9 protein-coding genes are annotated in these 16,716 nt (G+C 59.8%); 2 read left to right on the top strand and 7 right to left on the bottom strand.

Annotated features, from left to right (window positions below; genetic code table 11):
• Nucleotides 1-88 precede the first annotated feature (88 nt).
• On the top strand, nucleotides 89-1,009 hold the full coding sequence (gene fmt / locus AAAX77_RS00180) for a methionyl-tRNA formyltransferase (RefSeq protein WP_349104150.1): 921 nt from the start codon (nucleotides 89-91) through the stop codon (nucleotides 1,007-1,009).
• Nucleotides 1,006-2,406 (top strand): transcription antitermination factor NusB, encoded by a 1,401-nt coding sequence (locus AAAX77_RS00175; protein WP_349104148.1) that lies wholly within the window; start codon nucleotides 1,006-1,008, stop codon nucleotides 2,404-2,406. The genes fmt and AAAX77_RS00175 overlap by 4 nt, the downstream gene beginning before the upstream one ends.
• Before the next feature lie 448 nt (nucleotides 2,407-2,854).
• On the opposite strand, the gene AAAX77_RS00170 is transcribed toward AAAX77_RS00175, so the two are convergent.
• From AAAX77_RS00170 to glgB, 7 genes are all read right to left on the bottom strand, one after another.
• Complete coding sequence (locus tag AAAX77_RS00170; protein WP_349104147.1) at nucleotides 2,855-3,091, bottom strand: FmdB family zinc ribbon protein; 237 nt, start codon at nucleotides 3,089-3,091, stop codon at nucleotides 2,855-2,857.
• Nucleotides 3,092-3,179: 88 nt separating this feature from the next.
• Nucleotides 3,180-6,476 (bottom strand): 4-alpha-glucanotransferase, encoded by a 3,297-nt coding sequence (locus tag AAAX77_RS00165; RefSeq protein WP_349104145.1) that lies wholly within the window; start codon nucleotides 6,474-6,476, stop codon nucleotides 3,180-3,182.
• Between the two features lie 429 nt (nucleotides 6,477-6,905).
• Entirely contained in the window at nucleotides 6,906-9,236 is a 2,331-nt protein-coding gene (gene glgA / locus AAAX77_RS00160; RefSeq protein ID WP_349104143.1) for a glycogen synthase GlgA, read from the bottom strand.
• 90 nt (nucleotides 9,237-9,326) lie between these two features.
• Entirely contained in the window at nucleotides 9,327-10,454 is a 1,128-nt protein-coding gene (glgD, locus tag AAAX77_RS00155) for a glucose-1-phosphate adenylyltransferase subunit GlgD (RefSeq protein ID WP_349104142.1), read from the bottom strand.
• A 4-nt stretch (nucleotides 10,455-10,458) separates the two neighbouring features.
• The gene (locus AAAX77_RS00150; protein ID WP_349104140.1) at nucleotides 10,459-11,607 is read right to left on the bottom strand and encodes a glucose-1-phosphate adenylyltransferase; all 1,149 of its coding nucleotides are present in this window, start codon (nucleotides 11,605-11,607) and stop codon (nucleotides 10,459-10,461) included.
• Nucleotides 11,608-11,715: 108 nt separating this feature from the next.
• Complete coding sequence (locus AAAX77_RS00145; RefSeq protein WP_349104139.1) at nucleotides 11,716-14,142, bottom strand: glycogen/starch/alpha-glucan phosphorylase; 2,427 nt, start codon at nucleotides 14,140-14,142, stop codon at nucleotides 11,716-11,718.
• 94 nt (nucleotides 14,143-14,236) lie between these two features.
• Entirely contained in the window at nucleotides 14,237-16,498 is a 2,262-nt protein-coding gene (glgB, locus tag AAAX77_RS00140) for a 1,4-alpha-glucan branching protein GlgB (protein WP_349104278.1), read from the bottom strand.
• Nucleotides 16,499-16,716: the final 218 nt, after the last annotated feature.

The raw sequence follows: 16,716 nt of genomic DNA, 5'->3' as shown, positions 1-16,716 counted from the left end.
TTGAATTGTTATTGCGGATGGGCTGGGTACTTGGCTTTCCGCTGTTATTTGTAGCTGTCTCGGCTTTGGTTGAGGGGAGACGTCCTTTATGCGTATTGTGTTTATGGGTACGCCTGATTTTGCTGTGCCTTCGCTGACTTCGCTTGTTGAGGCTGGGAACGAGATTGCGCTTGTTATTACTCGTCCCGATGCTGTTCGTGGGCGCGGTAAGAAGCTTGAGCCTTCTCCTGTTAAGGCCAAGGCGCTTGAGTTTGGGCTGCCGGTTGTTGAGGCTAATCGTATGACGCCTGAAGTTGTTGAGGCGCTCAAGGCTGCGCGGGCTGATATTTTCTGTGTGGCTGCCTATGGCTGCATTTTGCCCGATGAGGTGCTGCATATGGCGCCGCTCGGTATTGTGAATGTTCATGCGTCCTTGTTGCCTCGTTGGCGTGGGGCTGCTCCCATTCAGCGTGCCATTCTTGCTGGTGATGAGGTTGCTGGCGTTTCCATTATGCGCATTGGGCATGGCGTGGATACTGGTGCTTATTGTGCTCAGGCTTCCACGTCGGTTGCCGGTAAGCATGCTGAGGCGCTGACCATGGAGCTTGGTGAGCTTGGCGGCAAACTGCTTGCCGATACGCTTCCTTCTCTTGCCGATGGCACCGCTGTGTGGACTGAGCAGGATGAGTCGTTCGTCACTCATGCTGCCAAGATTTCCAAGCTGGAGATGCGTCTGGATCCGCAGATGGCTCCGCTCGATTGCGTGCGTCATGTGCTCGCTTCGTCCGATACCGCGCCTGCTCGTTGCGTGATTGCCGGCAAGACCGTGCGCGTGCTCGATGCTGCGCCGGCTGATGTGTCGCTTGGCGAGGGTCAGGTTCTCATTAAGGCCAAGCGTGTTTACCTTGGTCTTTCCGATGGTGCGGTTGAACTGCTCGAGGTTAAGCCCGATGGCAAGCGTGCCATGGCCGCTTCTGCTTGGGCTGCTGGGCTGCAAGGCGCTGATCTTATCTGGGGTGTTTTGTCATGAGCAAGCTGTCTCCCGCGCGCAAACTTGCGCTCGATGTGCTAATGGAGGCCGATCGCCGCGGCATGTATGCGCGTGACGTGCTGTCCTCTCGCGCATCGGCCAAGGCTATTGACCAGCGCGATTCCGCTTTTGCCGCCCGCTTGGCGCTGGGTGTGGCCGCTACGCAGGGTATTTTGGACGAGCTGCTCGACCAGTTTCTCGATAAGCCCAAAAAGGTCACGCCGCGTGTTCGCATGGCGCTTCGCATCTCGGCCTTTGAGATGCTCTACCTGCATACGCCTGGCCGCGTTGCGGTGAGTCAGGGCGTTGAGCTGGTGCGCAGCGGAGCTAAGTCTGCCGCCGGTTTGGCCAATGCCGTGCTGCATAAGGTCGCGGACAACGTTGAGGACTTTGCCACTGCGTCCGATGTAGACGAGTCTGAGCGACGCTTGGTTCGTCTGTCGCGCCTGATGGGTCTGCCGCGTTGGCTGTGCGCTCGTATTATGGCTTCGTTTGACACACCGGAGGGCGCGCTTAGCTTTGCCGGTAATCTGGCCCCCGCTCCGCTGGCCCTGCATGAGAACGCCTTTGCGACCAAGCCCGATCCGTATATCTCGCAGCTCGTCGCGCCTGTCTTCCCGGGCTGCCATGCCCCGGTTGATGCCCAGGTTACCGTTGCTTCGGGTGTGTTTGAGCGTGCTGCCGCGGTGGCATCTGATCTCAACGCGCAGCTTATCGCCACAGCTGGCACGCGCCCTGGTAGCTGCCTTGAGATTGGTGCCGGTCGTGGCACCAAGACCTATGTGATGATGTGCCAGGCCAAGCGTGCGGGCTATGAGCGTCAGCATACGGCGCTCGATCTGCATGATCGCAAGTGCGATCTGAATCTCGCTCGCCTGCATAAGGCGGGTATTACGGGTGTTCGTACGGTTTCGGGTGATGCCTGCGAGCTTGATGAGGTGCTCACATCGTTTGATGCCATGCTTGGCGAGCCGGTTAAGTTCGATACGGTGTTTATCGATGCGCCGTGCTCGGGCACCGGCACCATGCGTCGTCATCCCGAGATTCCCTGGCGCCTGACCGAGAACGATGTTACGACTGAGCTGCCCAAGCTGCAGCTGACGATGCTCAAGGAAGCAGCCGCGCGCGTTGCCGAGGATGGCGAGCTTATCTATGCGACGTGCTCGGTCTTTGATGAGGAGAACGCGCAGGTCGTGGATGCCTTCCTGGCCTCTCCCGAGGGCGCCGACTTTACCGTGGCGCCGCTCTCCGAAGCCCAAATTCTGCAGTTACCCGAGTTCGAACAAGCCAAGAAGCTTGTCTCCGTACGCCAAAACGACCGTGGACTTTTCCAAAGCGTCCCCGTAAACGCCGACTCCTACGACGGTCACTTCTGCGCCCGCCTGGTCCACAAGTAACAACTAAGTTGCGGTGAAATAGGGATTGAACAGCGGCTTCTAGCCGCCAAACAGTTCTTATTTCACCGCAACTCAGAAGGTCATGCGAGCGGAAATCGCAATAGCGGTAAAGAGTGGGAAAACAGCCCTGTTTCATACTTGCTGCTATCAAAAGTAGGGCGGATTACGGGGCTAGATTGGTGATGCCCGACCACAGCAAAAATGGCCTAAATAAAACCGCAGGTAGATGGTTTGTTGAAATTTGCAAATTACCGGAATGGATAGAGGTTGTCAATTCAGCCCCGTAATCCGGCAAAGTTTTGAAAAGCTACAAACTTAGCATCAGCCCGAAATCCGATCTAAAGAAAAGTTGCGGTGAAATAGTTCCCGTTTGGCCGTTGGATGGGCTGATTCAGGAACTATTTCACCGCAACTCATAGGGAAACCTGGGTAGCGGGGCCGCTTGTCACTAGTGGTTATGCGGGCAGTTGGCGCAACAGCCGCTGGTGGCGTTGGTGCTGGAGCCGCCGCTTCGCTGGTCGGTGTTGTAGAAACCGCTGCCTTCAAACTTGATGCCACTGGCCGAGAACGTCTTGGATGCCGGGGCGCCGCAGCTGGGGCATACGATCTCGGGCGTCTCGGACATGGGGTGCTCAACCTCAAACACGTTGCCGCAGCTCGTGCACTTGTAATCGTAGCGCGCCATAATACTTCCTTTTCAGCACAAAGCGGGCAGATCGCTCTGCCCGCAAAAATTCAAACAGCTGTAACTGTACCCTATATCGGGGGTTTTATCACGCTTCGCCCCAGAATCTATGAGTGTTGCGCAGGAGCTTCGCAGTTTTCTCCTCGGCTGCCGCAACGTCGGCCTCGTCAGCCTGCCATGTCCAGTTGCCCGTGGCCACGCCCGGTACGTTCATTCGTGCATCGTCGCCAAGCCCCAGCACGTCCTGCAACGGCATCATCACGAGCGGAGCATCGCTTGCCAGGGCATTGCCCATGAGCTCGCCTGCCAATGCAATGCCGCTCGGCTCGTCGCCGCCTGCAAAGGAGTGCGTGCACCAGCCGGCAAGCGTCGAGGTGTCGTGCGTCGAGGTGTACAGGATCTTGCCCGGTGTGGGATGAATTCCGCAGCGAACGTCGTAGTTGCTAAACTCCAGTACGTCCATGCCGGGGAAGCCACAGGTCGAAGCCATCGCGCGAACACCAGGCGTCAAATAGCCCAGGTCCTCAGCAATAAAGTTGAGCGGACCCAGCTCGTCGTAGGCCGTCTGGAACAGGTCCTTGCCCGGGCCAGCCAGCCAGCGGCCGTCGGCACAGGCCTTGCCGGCAGGGATGCTAAAGTAGCTGTGGAAACCCAGGAAGTGGTCCAGGCGCACGCGGTCGTAGAGCGCGAACGCACGACGCAGGCGATCCATCCACCAGCGATAGCCGTTCTTCTTCATGTGATCCCAACGGAAGGTGGGGTTGCCCCAGACCTGGCCCTCGGGTGCAAAGTTGTCGGGCGGCGCGCCCGAAATCTCAATCGCCTTGCCGGTGTCGGACAGCCAGAAGTTTTCGGGCTCGCTCCACGCGTCGGCCGAATCGTCCGAGACATACATCGGGATATCGCCGATGACCTCGATGCCCTTCTTGTGTGCATAGTTCATAAGCTCGCACCAGGCAAGGTCAAAGCGATACTGCATGTACGCCTGCAGCTCGGCCTCGTCGTGGAATCGCTTGTCATCGATCAGGTACTCGTTGTAGCGCGCGACATCCGCCGGCCAATCGTGGCGCGACAGACCCTCAAAGTGCTTCTTTACCGCCATGTAGACGCAGTACTTCTCGAGCCAGTCGGCGTTGCGATGTTTAAACGCCGTGTACAGCGGGTCGGCATCCTCGCCGCCGCGGGTCTTCCAGGTGACGAAGTCGGCGGCCAGCTCCTCGTGGCTCTCGGGCAGCAGGTCGATATTGCCTGCAAAGGCCGAGGGGCCGGCGTAGGGGGAGCGGAAGAAGTCCGTGGGATTGACGGGCAGGACCTGCCAGTAACGCATGCCCATGGCGGCCAGGTGGTCGATAAAACGACGCGTGGGCGCGCCGATTGTGCCGGGCTTGCCGTCATCGGTCGGCACCGAGGTGATATGGCACACGACGCCTGCGCCATGATCGAGCGGTTCCTGCAGGCGCTCCTCGGCATGGTGATAGATGATCGAAGAGCCCAACGGGTACAGGTCGAGCGTAACCGTGCGGTTGTGGATCTCGCATTCGTGGCCGCTGATCACGTCGCTTGCACATTCACCGAGCGCTGGAATCGTCACGCAGTGCGAATTGCGCAGGCTGCGGTTGATGATAACCGTCGCGGCCTCGCCGTCTTGGCCCGTGCGCGTGTAGGCCAAGACGTCGTCGTTGAGCGCAAAAGCCTTGATCTCGCCGTCGACCATAAACGGTAGAGCACGGCGCACGGCCGAGGCGTTTTTAAGGATGGCGAGTGTATCGAAGTCGTGCAATTGGTCCTTGGTCGGCATCGTGCGGCGGTTGCCCGGATCGGTGAGGCCCTCCAGGCCGTACTCATCGCCATAATAGATCGAGGGCACACCCGGGAAGGTCATCTGCATGAGCGTCGCCAACCAAAAGCGGCTCTTGGCCAGGCCCATGGAATTCTCGTTCAGGCGCCACTTGCTGCGCTCGCTCTCGGGCAGCTGCGACTCGTCGGGACCACCGCCGAGCACCGAGATGATGCGCGGACGGTCGTGGCTCGAAAGCAGATTGAGTGCGCAGGCCAGTGCCTCGCGCGGGTAGTTCTCGCGCAGGGTTTCGATATCCTCGGCTGCCTGGTAGGCGTTCTTGTAACCCATCAAAAAGCCGATGACCATGTCGCGGAAGGGGTAATCCATAGCAGAGTCAAGCTCGGAGCCCTGCAGGTAGCGGCGCAGATGGCCATAGCTGATCTTGTTGGAGGCGTCTTCCCAGACCTCGCCGAGCAGCAGCGCGTCGGGTTTCTCGGCGAGCACGGCCTTTTTGATCTCAGCCAGGAAGTCATCGGAAAGTTCATCTGCCACATCGAGTCGCCAGCCGTGGGCACCGGCGCGCAGCCATTTGCGAATCACGCCGTCCTTGCCCAGGAGCCGCTCGCGTACCAGCTCGGAGCTCTCGTTGATGGCGGGCATGTTGCCCACGCCCCACCAGCAGTCATACGAACCGTCCTCATGGAAGTAAAACGCATCGCGCCACGGCGAGTCCTCGCTCTGCCACGCACCGACGCCGGGATAATTGCCGTAGCGGTTAAAGTAGATCGAGTCGTCGCCCGTATGGTTGAAGACGCCATCCAGGATGATGGAAATGCCGAGCTTCTTGGCCGCCTCGCACAGCTCCGTAAAGTCCTGCTCGGTGCCCAGAATCGGGTCGATCTTGGTGTAGTCGGCCGTGTCGTAGCGGTGGTTGCTCGCGGCCTCAAAGATGGGGTTGAGGTAGATGGCCGTAAAGCCTAGCTCGGCAATGCGGGGCAGGTCATTTTGGATACCCTTGAGCGAGCCGCCGTAAAAATCCCAGGTCTTGATGGAGCCGTCTTCGGCACGCTCGTACTCGGGCGGTTCGTTCCAGTCCTCGACCATGCGGCGCTGGATTCCGTTGCGCGGCTTTTCGACCTCGGCCAGCGTGCGCTCGCGCCAGTTTTCGTCGCGGGCATAGCGGTCGGGGAAGATCTGGTAGACCATACCGCGCTCGTACCAGGTGGGACGGTTTTCGCGGTGCTTATAGACGGTAATCTGGAAAGACGGAACCTCGGCGTAGTCGTAGGTTACGCCCTCGCCACCGGTGCGACCCTGCGGTGCACCCAAACGGACCTCGGGCTGGCCCTCGATATTGCAGATAAAGCTGTACCAGATAAGACAGGGCTCGGTGCACTCAAGCTCTGCAGTAAATATGCCGTCGCCCTCGTGCGTCATGGGATACAGAGACTCACCGATTTCATCGACCCAGGTACGCAGTGTAAGCGTTGCCTGGTCGGGGTCGGCATCCTCCAAAATCACCGATAGCGAAACGGAAGTTCCAGTGGTCACAGCGCCAAACGGAGTACGAAACTGCGGCAGACGGCTGTTGTGAATCAATCTCATAATACGGTCCAGTTCAATAGAATCACGGCCTGCGGGCCATGGGCTTTACGCACAGGATATAAGTATATCTGTTGTACACAGGCTGTATAAACAACATCCGTTTACCATCGGCGAACGGTTGTCCTAGAAAATCGTTTTACCATCCATATTATCGCGATATTCGAAAAAGCCTATACCGATACTATTTGTAGCCAAACAAAAGTACATCGGTTTACTACGACGAATTGAATGATCTCAACCACGGTCAATTTGGTGATATTAAAACCGCAGGTAGAAGCGTTGCCAATTTCATAGAATACTCTCCGTGGTCGGCCAGAGCTATTTTGTCGTAGTAAACCGGCCCTCTTTTTAATACAGAAGTTCAACCAAGAAGAGGGCGCCTAATTGGGGCGCCCTCTTTTGCGTTGGATTAAGTTTTAATCGTCCAGACTAGTGACGCTTACGGGTGGCCGTTGCCTTACGGACGGAGGTCTTCTTGGTCGGAGCCTTTTCCTCGGCCGGAGTGGCGGGGGAGATCGGGGCCTCCTTGGCGGGCTCGGCCTTTGCCTTAGCCTTGGGAGCGGTCTTGACCTCGGCGACCTTCGGCGTCGGCTCGGCCTTTACTGCGGGCTTGTCCTCGTCCTTAGCCTCTGCCTTTGGAGCTGCAGCCTTGGTCGTGGTCTTCTTGGCCGTCGTCGTAGAGCGCTTGCGCGTGGTGGTCTTGGCGGCCGGCTTTGCCTCGACAGCTGCCTTGGCCTTGGGCTCGGAGTGCGCCTCCTCGACCTTGACGGTGGGCTTTGCAGCAGCCTTCGGGGTCGTCTTCGCGGCGGCCTTCGTCGTGGCAGCCTTGGACACCGTCGACTTCGTTGCCGTGGTCTTCTTGGCTGCCGTTGCCTTCTTGACGCTCGCGGTCGTCTTCTTGGCAGCGGTCTTGGCCGGAGCCTTTGCCGCGGGCTTGGCCTTTACCTCGGGAGCGACCTCGGCCTCGGCAGCTTTCTTGGCAGCGGCGGTCGTACGCTTGCGCGTAGTCGATGCCTTGGCAGTAGTTGCCTTAGCGGCGCTAGTCTTGCTAGCAGCGGCCTTCGTGGTCGTGGCCTTCTTAGCCGTCGTCTTGCGGGCCGTCGTCTTCTTGGCGGCAGGTTTCGACGCTGGCTTCACCTCAGGATCGACCTTAACGGGCTCGGCTTCAACCGGCATCTCCTCGGCCTTGGGCTCCTCAGCGGCAGCGGGCTCCTTAACGGTCGCCGCAGGCTCGGACTCTGCGGCAGCGGGCTCCTCGACAGTCGTCGCAGCCTCCACAGCCACCGGGCGCTCGATCTCCGGATGCATAAAGAAGTACAGGTCCAGATACTTATCGGCCGAGCGCGTCCAGCTAAAGTCCTGGCTCATAGCCTGCGTGACCAGCTGGTTCCAGGCCTCGCGGTTATCCCAGAACAGACGCGCCGCGCGGAATACGGCATCGCCCATCTCATCGCCGTTAAAGTTGGTAAACGAGAAGCCCGTGCCCTCGCCGGTAAACTCGTTATACGGCTGCACGGTGTCCTTCAGGCCACCGGTCTCGCGCACGATGGGCAGCGTGCCATAGCGCATGGCGATGATCTGCGACAGGCCGCAGGGCTCAAACTTCGAGGGCATCAGGAACATGTCGGCGGCAGCATACATACGCTGAGACAGCGCCGGATCGAACTCGATGCGCGCGGCCATGGTGCCGGGGTACTTGTCCTGGAAATAGCGCAGGCCGTCCTCGTAGTCGCGGTCGCCGGTGCCCAGCACCGCCACCTGCACGCCGCCGGCCAGGATGCGGTCGAGTGCGTACATGACCAGGTCCATGCCCTTCTGGCGCGTCAGGCGCGTGACCATCACCATGAGCGGACGGTCATCGCGAACCTCGAGCCCCAGCTCTTCCTGCAGCTTGGCCTTGCACACGGCCTTGCCGGAGCGGTCCTCCACGGTGTAGTTGGCGGCAATGCGCTTGTCAGTTGCTGGATCAAAGCCCGCAACGTCGATGCCATTCAAAATGCCCTGCAGCGCGTACGAACGCTCGCGCAGCACACCGTCCAGGCCCTCGCCAAATTCGGGCGTCTGGATCTCGTTGGCATAGGTAGGGCTCACCGTGGTGATGGCGTCGGCATAGCGCAGGGCGCCCAGCATGTAGTTGATGCTGCAGGCGTCGCAACGCAGCTGCGAGGCGGCCGCCGGAATATGTGCCACACCCAGGATGTCCTCCATTACGGTGTCGCTAAACTGGCCCTGGAACGCCACGTTGTGGATCGAGAACACGGTCTTGACGCGGTCGTACAGCGGCAGGCCCTGGTAGAACTCGCGCAAAAAAACGGGCGCCAGCGCTGTCTGCCAGTCGTTGCAGTGCAGGATGTCGCACTCAAAGCCCTCGGGCAGGTGCTGCAGGCTCTCGGTAATGGCCTTGGAGAAGAACGCAAAGCGCTCGCCGTCATCAAAGAAGCCGTACGGATAGTCGCGCGCAAAGTAGCGCTCGTTGTCGATGAACATATAGGTGACGCCGTCGTGCTCGAGCTTCTCGAGCCCGCAGTACTCGTTGCGCCAGCCCAGGCTCACGTAAAAGTCGGAGAAGTGCTCCATCTGCGCCTTGTACTCGTCCTTGATGGTGGCGTACTTGGGCACCATCACGATGACCTCGGCGCCGGCGCGCACAAGCGCCGCAGGTAGCGAGCCGGCCACGTCGCCCAGGCCACCGGTCTTCACAAACGGCGCGCACTCGGCCGAGGCAAACACGATCTGCATCTTTTTGCTGGAATCAGCCATATTGTCTCCCATGTTGCAATTCGAGAATAGCCGCCTGGCGCGAACCGGGCGGCTATTCTACATGTTACGAGCGATGTTGCGGTGCCAACGTTAACGTACGATCGTGGTATCGGAAGTTAACGGAGCCTTGCCCAGCACCAGGATGTTCTCGGGCGTGCCGCGAAGCTCGGTGTTGGTGGGAACCACGTTGTTCTTGTCCAGGATGGCGTTCTCAACGCGGGCGCCGCTCTTGATGATGCAGCTCTGGTTGATGATCGAGTTGGTCACCGAGGCGCCTTCCTCAACCACGACGCCGCGCGACAGGATCGAGTTGCGCACGGTGCCCTTGATGATGCAGCCGGCCGAGATGATCGAGTTGCACGCGTGGCTGCCGGTCGCGTAGCGCGAAGGCGGCACGTCGTGGGCCTTGGTCAGGATCGGGCGCTCGGGGTCAAAGAGCTGGTCGGCCACGGTCTGGTCGAGCAGGTCCATGCTGCGGCGATACAGCGACTTCTCGCTAAACACGCCCACGACCTCGCCCTTGTACTCGTAGCTGCACACGTCGATGTTGCCAAAGTCGCCCTGGAGCGCCTCGAGCAGGTCCAGATAGTCGGCGGCCTGGTAGTGGTCGATGATCTCGAGCAACGTCTCGCGGTTGACGATGCAGCAGTCCATAGAGGCGTTGTCGCCGTACACGACACCGGCGCTCACGCCCGTCAGGCGACCGTTCTCGTTGATCTGCAGCTTGGTCTCGTCATCGACGTTGCGCGTGGCCTTGCAGTACACCACGGTCATCTGGGCGCCGGAGTTCTCGTGCGCGTCGATGATGGTGTTGAGGTCCATGTTAAAGATGATGTTGGTGCCCATCATCACGACATAGGGCTTGTCCGAGCGCTGGAACAGCGTCTTGTTGGAGATGATGTCGCGCAGCAGGAAGCGTATGCCGCCCTTGGTGGTGCCATACGCGTTGCCAGGCACCATGAACAGGCCGCCCTTCTTGCGGTCCAGGCCCCAGTCCTTGCCCGAGCCCACGTGGTCGATCAGGGAACGGTAGTTACCCGGCATGACGACACCGACGGTCTTGATGCCGGCATTCATCATGTTGGACAGCGGAAAGTCGATCAGGCGGTAGCGACCCAAAAACGGGACGGACGCGATGGGGCGGTCCTTGAGCAGCACGCTGCCGTAGGTCGAAGAGTAGTTAGCGGTGATATAACCGATGGCCTTGCGATTGATCATCGGATCATTCCCCCTTCCCGATAACGACGTCATTTCCAACGACGGCCGTATCCTTGGTGGTATCGACAGAGCCGAGCTTCACGCCCTCTTCGACCGTGGAGTTCTCGCCCAAAATAGCGCGGCAGATGTGCGCGCCGCTCTTAACGTGCGCACCCGGCAGCAGTACGGAATCCTCGACCACGGCGCGCTCCTCGATGATGACATCGGTCGAAAGGATCGAGTGGCGAGCGGTGCCGTAGATCTTGCAGCCGTTGGAGACCAGGCAGTCGTCCAGGCGACCATCCGGACTAATGTAGTGCGGCGGTCGCGTGGTGATGTTGGACATGATGGGGAAGTGCTTGTCAAACAGATCGAACTCGGGGTTGTTGCCCAACAGGTCCATCGAGGTCTCGTGGAAGCTGGCGATAGTGCCGACGTCCTTCCAAAAGCCGTGGAACTCGTAGCTGTACAGGCGCTTGCCCTCGCCGAGCAGCTTGGGGATGATGTCCTTGCCAAAGTCGTGGCTCGAACGCTGGTCCAGAGTGTCCTCCTCGAGCGCCTCGATCAGTACGTCGGCCGAGAAGATGTAGATGCCCATGGATGCGAGGTTCGAATCGGGTTTATCGGGCTTCTCGGTAAACTTGGTGATGCGGCCGTCCTCGGGGTCGGTGGTCAGGATGCCAAAGCGGCTGGCCTCCTCCCACGGCACGGGCATAACGCTCACCGTGAGGTCGGCGTTGTTCTCAATGTGCGTCTTGAGCATCTTGCGGTAGTCCATGCGATACAGGTGATCGCCCGAAAGAATCAGGACGTACTTGGGGTCGTTGGCCTTGATGTAGTCGAGGTTCTGCGTAATAGCGTCGGCCGTGCCCGCATACCAGGCGCCACCGGTCTGCGTCTCGTACGGCGGCAGGATCGACACGCCGCCGTCGCGGCTGTCCAGATCCCACGCCTCGCCGGAGCCCACGTAGGCATGAAGCAGGTAGGGGCGATACTGCGTCAGAACGCCCACCGTGTCGATGCCCGAGTTGGAGCAGTTGGAGAGCGAAAAGTCGATAATGCGGAACTTGCCACCAAAGCTAACCGCCGGCTTGGCGATCTTTTGGGTGAGTGCCCCCAATCGGCTGCCCTGTCCTCCTGCGAGGAGCATCGCGATGCATTCTTTCTTACTCATCGATTTCTCCTTCTGTCATCGATGTTTCTAACCCATTAGCGGTGGGCACGGCTCCTGGTCGCGCCCACCGAATAATGCCGTGCGGCAAAGAAGGGAACTCGCGCGCCTTTACGCGTGCCAGATCTCGTCTCGATACTCGCGAATGGTGCGGTCGCTCGAGAACCAGCCGCTCGAGGCGGTGTTGAGCAGCGCCTTGCGGTTCCAGGTCTCCTGGTTGCCGTAGCTGTTCGTGAGCTTCTCCCACGCATCCACGTAGCTGCGGAAATCGGCCATAACCAGGTCGGGGTCGTTGTTGTTCATAAGCTCGTTGTAAATGCTCTCGAAGTTGCCCGAAAGGCCCGCAAAGGTGTTGTCCTTGAGCTCGTCCATCACGCGGCCCAGACGCTCGCGGTCGCCGTTGAGGGTATCCCATGCAAAGTAGCTGTTGGATGCCCAGAGCTGCTCGACCTCGGGAGCGGTCAGGCCAAAGATGGCCTCGTTCTCGCGACCGGCCAGGTCGGCAATCTCGATGTTGGCGCCGTCGAGAGTGCCCAGCGTAATGGCACCGTTCATCATGAGCTTCATGTTGGACGTGCCCGAGGCCTCCTTGCCGGCCGTGGAGATCTGCTCCGAGATCTCGGCGGCAGGGTAGATGAGCTGGGCGTTGCTCACGCGGAAGTTGGGGATAAAGCAGACCTTCATGACCTCGTTGACGCGGGCGTCGTTGTTGATGACCTCGGCGACGGAGTTAATGAGGCGGATGGTCTCCTTGGCAAAGGTGTAGCTCGAGGCAGCCTTGCCGCTAAAGATGAAGGTCGTCGGCGTCACGTGGAAGTTGGGATCGGCGATGCGACGGTTGTAGATGTCCATCACCTTCATGATGTTCATGAGCTGGCGCTTGTAGGCGTGGAAGCGCTTTACCTGAACATCGAAGACGGTGTTGGGGTCGATGACCAAACCGGTCTCGGCCTTAACGTAGGCGGCCAGGCGCTCCTTGTTGGCGCGCTTGGAAGCACCCACGGCCTTCAGGAACTCGGTGTCGTTCTGGAAACTTTTAAGCTTTTCCAGCTCAAAGGCGTCCTTGAGCCAGCCATCGCCAATGGCATCGGTGACGAGCTTGGCGTAGGTGGGGTTGGCCTCGGCAAAGAAGCGACGATGCGAGATGCCGTTGGTCTTGTTGTTGAATTTCTCGGGTGTCAGGGCATAGAAGTCCTTGAGCACGATGTTCTTGATGATGTCGGAGTGGATCTTGGCCACGCCGTTGACGCTGTGGCTGCAGATCACGGACAGGTTGGCCATGCGAATCTCGCCGTCCCACAGGATGGCGGTCTGGCGCAAACGCTCCTGCCAGCCCTCCTGGGTGGTGTCGAACGACTCGTGCCAACGACGGCTGATCTCATCGATGATCTGATACACGCGGGGGAGGAGCTTGGAGAACGTGCCGATGGGCCACTTCTCCAGAGCCTCGGGCAGGATGGTGTGGTTGGTATAGCTCACGACCTGCGTCACGATGTTCCAGGCGTCATCCCACTCAAGCTTCTTCTCGTCGATCAGGATGCGCATGAGCTCGGGTCCGCACATGGCGGGGTGGGTGTCGTTGGTGTGGATGGCCACAAACTGCGTCAGCAGCTCCCAGTTTTCGCCATGCTCCTTCTCAAAGGTGTCGAGCAGGCTGTAGATGCCGGCCGAAACAAACAGGTACTCCTGCTTCAGGCGCAGCAGACGGCCGTGCTCGCCGGCGTCGTTGGGGTAGAGGATGGCGCTGATGGCCTCGGCCTCGGCACGCTCGGCATCGGCCAGGGCATAGTCGCCGCGGTTGAAGGCCTCAAGGTCAAAGTGCTCCTCGACCGGCTCGGCGGCCCAGACGCGTAGCTTGTTGACGGTCTCGCCGGCATAGCCCACCACGGGGATGTCATAAGGAACGGCCAGGATATCCTGCGTGTCCACCGTGCGGTAGAACGTGCGGCCGTTCTCCTCAAAGCCCTCGACGCGGCCACCAAACTTAATGGTCACGGCCTTGTCCTGACGACGGACCTCCCAGGGATAGCCGTGAGTGAGCCACTCGTCGGTGGCCTCGACCTGGCTGCCGTTGACGATTTCCTGCTTAAACAGGCCGTAACGGTAGCGCATGCCGTTGCCGTAGCCGGCAATGCCCTCGGCTGCCATGGAATCCAGGAAGCATGCGGCCAGACGGCCCAGGCCACCGTTGCCCAGTGCCGGATCGGGCTCCTGGTTCTCGATGACGGACAGGTCAAAGCCCATGTCGTCGAGAGCCTCGGCGACCATATCGCGCACGCCAAAGTTGAGCAGGTAGTTGTCGAGCAGGCGGCCGATCAAAAACTCGATCGAGAAGTAGTACACGCGCTTCTTGCCCTCGGCGGTGACGCGGGCGTCACTCTTGGTGGCAACGGTGCGTGCCTTCTCGGCCACGAGCTTTGCCAGGGCGTTAAAGCGGTCCAGGTCGCTGGCGGCCTCGACGCTCTTGCCGCTGATGCTCATGACGGCATCGCGATAGAGCTCGGTAAACTCCTGCTTGTTGTCGAAGATCTTATTCATACGTTCCTTTCCCCCGGGGATGTTTCTCCCGGAACGGTTATGACTTGTATCCTACGCCCCCGCGGGGCGGGTAATTGCAGTGGTAACGCCTTTGTTACGCTTTCTTGGCAGGAGCCTTAACAGCAGCTGCCTTAGTCTTGGGGGCAGCCTTTTTGGTGGCTGCCTTTTTGGCCGTGCTGGACTTGGCCGAAGCCTTGGCAGCAGACTTGGCAGCCTTCGCCTTAGCCGGAGCCTTCTTGTCGGCCGCGGGCTTGGGCTTTACCGAGGACGCACGCTTGCGCGTCGCCTTCTTGGGCGCCTCAACCACGGGCGGCTTGTAGCTGCTGGGACCGCGGCGTTTAAGCACCACGCCCGCCAGGCCGGGCACCTTCATCTCGATGGAGTCCATCTGCCCGTTCCAGGGATAGGGCTCGCTCGAGCAGGTGTAGGGCTCCTCACCGGCGTATCCACTGCCGCCGAACTCAGGACGGTCGGAATCAAAGATGACATCCCAGTCACCCTCGCGCGGCACGCCCACACGGAAGCTCTCGTAGCTCGCCGGGTCAAAGTTGATCAGGATCACCAGGTCGTCATCGACGTCCTCGCCCTGGCGCACAAAACTCACGATGGACTGCTTGGAGTTGTCCGCGTCGATCCAGGTAAAGCCGTCGTCGGTGTAGCCGCGCTCGTACAGGGCGGGCTCGGCGGTGTACAGATGGTTGAGCGCCTTGATGAACGCCTGATGATGACGGTGGGTCTCGTACTCCTCGGTCAGGAACCACTGGATGGACTCGTAGTAGCGCCACTCAATAAACTGGCCGATTTCGTTGCCCATAAAGTTGAGCTTGGCACCGGGGTGCGTCATTTGGTAGAAAGCGAGCGTGCGCAGGCCGGCAAACTGGCGCCACCAGTCGCCCGGCATGCGGCCGATCAGCGAGCACTTGCCGTGCACGACCTCATCGTGGCTCAACGGGCAAATAAAGTTCTCGGTAAAGGCGTACATGATGGAGAACGTGAGCAGGCCGTGGTTGCCGGGGCGCCACGGAAAATCGGTCTGCATGTAGTGCAGGGTGTCGTTCATCCAGCCCATGTCCCACTTGTAGTGGAAGCCCAGGCCGCCGTCCTGCGGCGGGTAGGTCACGAGCGGCCACGCGGTGGACTCCTCGGCCATCATCATCACGTCGGGGAAGTGGGCCTCCACGGCGCAGTTGACCTGGCGGATAAACGCGCTGGCGTCCAGGTCCTCCTCGGTACCGTACTTGTTGAACTTCTTTTGGCCCGGATCGTCGATGCCAAAGTTGAGGTACAGCATGCTGGACACGCCGTCCATGCGAATGCCGTCAACGTGGAAGTTCTCGAGCCAGTACAGCACGTTGGAGACCAGGAAGGAGCGGACCTCGCCGCGGGCGAAGTCGAACTTGTGCGTGCCCCAGTTGGGGTGAATCTCGTGCTCAAACAGCATGTGGCCGTTAAAGGTGGCTAGGCCGTGGGAGTCGGCGCAAAAACCACCGGGCACCCAGTCCATGATCACGCCGATGCCCGCCTCGTGGCATGCATCGATAAAGTGCATGAGCTGCTGCGGGTTGCCGTAGCGCGACGTGGCGGCGTAGTAGCCGGTCGTCTGGTAGCCCCAGGAGCCATCGAAGGGATGCTCCATAAGCGGCATGACCTCGATATGCGTGTAGCCCATGTCGCGCACGTAGTCCACGAGCTCCACCGACAGGTCGTCATAGGTGTAGAACTCGCCGCGCTGCGCGGGGAAGGGATCCATGGGGCCGGGGTAATTGCCGTACTCGTCGGGTTCGCCCTGCGGTGCGTCGCCGTGGCGCTTCCACGATCCAATATGCACCTCGTAGATGTTAAGGGGCTGCGACATGTGGTTATGGCCGGCGCGGCGCTTGAGCCATGCGGCGTCGTTCCACTGGTACCCATCGAGGGTCCACAGTACGCTCGCGGTACCCGGAGGGCACTCGGCCTTAAAGGCATACGGATCGGCCTTGTAGAGCTTTTCGCCCTCGTTGGTCTCGATAAGGTATTTATAGAGCTGACCCTGCTCGGCGCCAGGAATAAAGCCTTCCCAAATAGCGCTCGTATGCACGGGCACCAGTGGGTTGGCTTGCTCATCCCAGTCGTTAAATTCACCAATGACATGGACGCTCTTTACGTCGGGAGCCCAAACGCAAAAACGCCAGCCGCGCGTACGGTTCTGCGTGTCGGGATGCGCGCCCATCTTTTCCCAGCTGCGCTCCCACATTCCAATGCCAAACAGGTAGACATCGTCCTTGGAGAGCTCCGGTGCGTGCGGAGCCGGTTTGCGGGTTGCGGGCTTTTTAGCCGTTGGCTTTAGCTTTGTATCGCTCACGTTTGATCCCATCATGACGCGGCAGCGTGTTGCCTTGGTGACTAGATGCGAAAGGTCCAAGGCTGCACGAATCGAAGGGACGGCGAAGTTTCTGTGATTCGTTCCACCTCGCGTGCTCGGTGGAACTTTCGGCAGAAACTACGATAACACCTGTGCGTTAGTTTTATGGACGAAAGCGGATTTGCGGGGGCGTTTAATCGGTAAGCGACATGTTTATACCACTGGCAGAATTG

The organism is Collinsella sp. CLA-ER-H6 (assembly GCF_040092305.1).
Classification (GTDB): Bacteria; Actinomycetota; Coriobacteriia; order Coriobacteriales; family Coriobacteriaceae; genus Collinsella.
This window is presented reverse-complemented; position numbering and strand designations above follow the sequence as displayed.

Coding starts and splice junctions, on each gene's coding strand:
- AAAX77_RS00145 (WP_349104139.1), bottom strand. CDS start 14,142: ATGAATAAGATCTTCGACAACAAGCAGGAGTTTACCGAGCTCTATCGC.
- glgB (WP_349104278.1), bottom strand. CDS start 16,498: ATGATGGGATCAAACGTGAGCGATACAAAGCTAAAGCCAACGGCTAAA.
- AAAX77_RS00170 (WP_349104147.1), bottom strand. CDS start 3,091: ATGGCGCGCTACGATTACAAGTGCACGAGCTGCGGCAACGTGTTTGAG.
- AAAX77_RS00150 (WP_349104140.1), bottom strand. CDS start 11,607: ATGAGTAAGAAAGAATGCATCGCGATGCTCCTCGCAGGAGGACAGGGC.
- fmt (WP_349104150.1), top strand. CDS start 89: ATGCGTATTGTGTTTATGGGTACGCCTGATTTTGCTGTGCCTTCGCTG.
- glgA (WP_349104143.1), bottom strand. CDS start 9,236: ATGGCTGATTCCAGCAAAAAGATGCAGATCGTGTTTGCCTCGGCCGAG.
- AAAX77_RS00175 (WP_349104148.1), top strand. CDS start 1,006: ATGAGCAAGCTGTCTCCCGCGCGCAAACTTGCGCTCGATGTGCTAATG.
- AAAX77_RS00165 (WP_349104145.1), bottom strand. CDS start 6,476: ATGAGATTGATTCACAACAGCCGTCTGCCGCAGTTTCGTACTCCGTTT.
- glgD (WP_349104142.1), bottom strand. CDS start 10,454: ATGATCAATCGCAAGGCCATCGGTTATATCACCGCTAACTACTCTTCG.